Genomic DNA, 3,743 nt, shown 5'->3' on the forward strand with positions numbered 1-3,743 from the left:
CAGTTTTCAAAGGTCTATCTCATCGTCCTTGCGACAACTATTTAATAATATCACGAGTTGGACTGGAAGTCAACAACTTTTTTAAAGTTATTTAAATCGTTGTTACTTCGCTTGTTGTTACGCCGTAACGCAACTATTAGATAATACCATCTTCCGCACCAACCTGTCAACAAGTTTCTCATAAAATAATCAAAAAATGCAATAAAAATGATAATTACGTAAAAAATTGCCAATATTTTCCAACTAATAACATCAGAAAAGCGCCTAGATAATCAGCATCTAGACGCTTATTTGTGTATATGCGTATCAAAACTTACTATCTGTATAGAGGATTGGTAACGTCACAAGTTTCTATTCAACTGTTTGGGCTGCTTTTTTTGCAACAATCTCTAAAAAATTCTTGATTAGCGTTTGCCCGTCTGGTGTATAAATAGATTCGGGATGATATTCCAAGCCATAGACGTCATAGTCGCGGTGCTTGATGGCCATAATGGCGTCATCGTCGATACTTTTAGATAGGATTTCGAGTTCTTCAGGAAGTCCGGCTTCTTCTACAATCAGCGAATGGTAACGCATGACTTGGAAAGGATTGGCAATATCTTTGAAGATTGGGTCATTATTATGATCAACCATTGACGTTTTCCCATGTTTAACGGTCTGTGCACGGACAACATTTGCACCAAAGGCATAACCAATTGCTTGATGACCTAAGCAAATGCCTAAGATTGGCAGTTTTCCGGTGAAGTGTTTGATGACATCGACACAGATACCAGCTTCTTCCGGTACACCTGGACCGGGCGATAAGATAATGCAGTCGATATCTGTCATTGTTTCAATATCTTCTATAGTAACTTCGTCATTACGGACAACTTGAATATTTGTGTTTACCTCACCAATGTATTGGTATAGGTTGTAGGTGAATGAGTCATAGTTATCGATCAGTAAAATCATTTAGATTACCTCCTTCATGGCCATGGATTTATTTAGGGTTTCTGTATATTCGGATTGTGGGTTTGAATCGTAGACAATCCCTGCACCTGCTTGAACGTAGGCATTGCCATCTTTCAAAACAATTGTTCGAATGGCGATACATGTATTCATGTCTCCATTATGTGAGAAGTAACCAACTGCCCCGGCGTAAATACCACGTTTTGTATTTTCCAATTCATCAATAATACTCATGGCCCGAATTTTTGGTGCACCGGAAACAGTTCCTACTGGTAAACAAGCACTCAAAGCATCAAAGCAAGTTAGTTCTGGTTTCAAGGTACCTGTTACTTCCGATACGATATGCATCACATGGGAATACAAATCGACATCCATAAATTTACCTACTTCGACACTGCCAAATTCACTAATTCGACCGATGTCATTTCGTCCTAAGTCTACAAGCATGACATGTTCAGCTCGCTCTTTTTCATCTGACAATAATTCTTCTTTGAGTTGTTGATCTTCTGCAGCATCTTTCCCACGTTTTCTCGTTCCTGCAATTGGGTTCGTCATGACTTTGCCATCTTGAACCGTTACTAAACTTTCTGGTGAAGAACCTATGATATGGAAGTCTCCAAAATCAATATAGAATAAATATGGTGAAGGATTTTTACTACGTAAGCGACGATAGATATCAAAAGGTTCTGATGCTGACTTAATCGTTAAGCGGTGTGACAACACCACCTGGAAGATATCACCGGCTTTAATATACTCTTTCGCTTGCTCTACCATATCACTGAAGGTTGCTTCATCAATATTTGAAGATAGTTCTGGATTTTCTGTCGCTGCTTGGTAGGGTTGAATCCCTTTGACTTGATTCATGTCCTCAGCTAATTGCTGTAGAGTAGCTGTGACGGTAGCATAATCAGCTGAATCATCTGGGAAGACATTATAGACAAGCGTCATTTTGTGTTGGAAATGATCATAGCTGATAAATTGCTTGTAAAACATCAAATAACTTTCAGGTGTTTGTAATTCGTCTGGATTCACATTCGGTAAGGATTCATATTGACGAATCACATCATAACCCACGTATCCAATCGCCCCACCTACAAATGGTGTTGGCATATTCGAAGTTGCATAAGGAATTAGCGTTTCTGCTTTCACATAATCCAGTACTTTACCTTTTAGGTGTTCTGTATGATCAGCTGATGTAATTGTCACATCATCCCCATAGCTAGTGATACTTTTATATGGATTAGCACCTAGGTATGAATAACGACCAATTTCTTTTTCAGAGATAACACTTTCAAATAAGAATTTGTGTTCACCTTCTAAATTATAAAACATGCCTATTGGTGTTAATTGATCTGCATTCACAGTTAAGTAGACTGGAAATACTTCATTTCCTTGTTTCAATTCGTCAAATTCTGCTGCTGTAATATTAAACATTTGATTCACCCCTATACTATTGCCTGTTGTCATTTACATACTTCGGGGAAATTTGGACACAAAAAAAGCCACAAAGTCCCCTGTTATGGGACGATGTAGCCGCGGTGCCACCCATTTTAGTTTCATACAGCTGTGACTGCTTCATTTGAACAAGTGATGATAGCTGGTAAGTATGCATGTATAGCCTAGCTACTAGTGATTAAAGCTTATCAAAGGTTAAACACTAGAATCCATATATCGTCACTTGCACTTCATGTCGCATAAAACAAAAAAAACACTTCTCCAAAAAAGGACGAAATGCATGCATTCGTTTGCCACCTTAGTACAAAACTCTCTCTGCGGGTACGGATATTACTCGATACCCTGTCCTTTTAACGGCGGACTCCCGGTTCCTGCTACTATTATTTCGCATTTCATCTTAGAGATCCATTCACCAACAGTTACAGTATTTGGCTTCCACTTGCCCAAACTCGCTTTGACTTAACGCCATTGGCTACTACTTCTCATCATCGACTTTACTCATGTGATTTTAACTTATTATAATGCATTTCTAATGAATGTCAACAAGTAACTATCACTTTTTTATAAAAGGATGTGCATCTCTGGTGTTACAAGTCATATTTTTAGTTTCTTTAGACACAAAAAAAAGACCAACGGGCAACCGTTGCTCTTTTTTACTATTGCATGGCAACGTCCTAGTCTCACAGGGGGAAACCCCCAACTACATTCGGCGCTAAGAAGCTTAACTTCTGTGTTCGAGATGGGAACAGGTGTGTCCTTCTTGCCATCATTACCACACCATTCTTATACAAATCATACAGAAGCTACCAACGGGATTTGAACCCGTGACCTCCGCCTTACCAAGGCGACGCTCTACCAACTGAGCTATGGCAGCACGATGAAATATTTGTACAAAAAAACTCCGCAAGTAGGACTCGAACCTACGACATCTTGATTAACAGTCAAGCGCTACTACCAACTGAGCTATTGCGGAATAAAAAATATTGCATGGCGACGTCCTAGTCTCACAGGGGGAAACCCCCAACTACATTCGGCGCTAAGAAGCTTAACTTCTGTGTTCGAGATGGGAACAGGTGTGTCCTTCTTGCCATCATTACCACACCATTCTTATACAAATCATACAGAAGCTACCAACGGGATTTGAACCCGTGACCTCCGCCTTACCAAGGCGACGCTCTACCAACTGAGCTATGGCAGCACGATGAAATATTTGTACAAAAAAACTCCGCAAGTAGGACTCGAACCTACGACATCTTGATTAACAGTCAAGCGCTACTACCAACTGAGCTATTGCGGAATAAAAAATATTGCATGGCGACGTCCTAGTCTCACAGGGGGAA

General features: G+C 39.8%; 2 protein-coding genes, 4 tRNA genes and 2 rRNA genes. All 8 read right to left on the reverse strand.

Annotated features, from left to right (window positions below; genetic code table 11):
• Positions 1-351: 351 nt before the first annotated feature.
• The 8 genes from EF384_RS09315 to EF384_RS09350 all read right to left on the reverse strand — a co-directional run bounded on the left by EF384_RS09315 (position 352) and on the right by EF384_RS09350 (position 3,700).
• Entirely contained in the window at positions 352-951 is a 600-nt protein-coding gene (locus EF384_RS09315) for an anthranilate synthase component II (RefSeq protein ID WP_123781416.1), read from the reverse strand.
• Positions 952-2,382, reverse strand: a complete 1,431-nt coding sequence (gene trpE, locus EF384_RS09320) for an anthranilate synthase component I (RefSeq protein ID WP_123781418.1) — start codon at positions 2,380-2,382, stop codon at positions 952-954.
• Between the two features lie 682 nt (positions 2,383-3,064).
• Positions 3,065-3,180, reverse strand: a 5S ribosomal RNA gene (rrf, locus tag EF384_RS09325).
• Positions 3,181-3,204: 24 nt separating this feature from the next.
• Positions 3,205-3,277 (reverse strand) — tRNA-Thr (locus EF384_RS09330).
• 25 nt (positions 3,278-3,302) lie between these two features.
• Positions 3,303-3,376, reverse strand: a tRNA-Asn gene (locus EF384_RS09335).
• 12 nt (positions 3,377-3,388) lie between these two features.
• Positions 3,389-3,504, reverse strand: a 5S ribosomal RNA gene (rrf, locus tag EF384_RS09340).
• Between the two features lie 24 nt (positions 3,505-3,528).
• Positions 3,529-3,601: transfer RNA gene (locus EF384_RS09345), tRNA-Thr, on the reverse strand.
• Positions 3,602-3,626: 25 nt separating this feature from the next.
• A tRNA-Asn gene (locus EF384_RS09350) sits at positions 3,627-3,700 on the reverse strand.
• Between the last annotated feature and the right edge of the window lie 43 nt (positions 3,701-3,743).

Source organism: Aerococcus agrisoli, from assembly GCF_003797145.1.
In the GTDB taxonomy this organism is placed as follows: domain Bacteria; phylum Bacillota; class Bacilli; order Lactobacillales; family Aerococcaceae; genus Aerococcus; species Aerococcus agrisoli.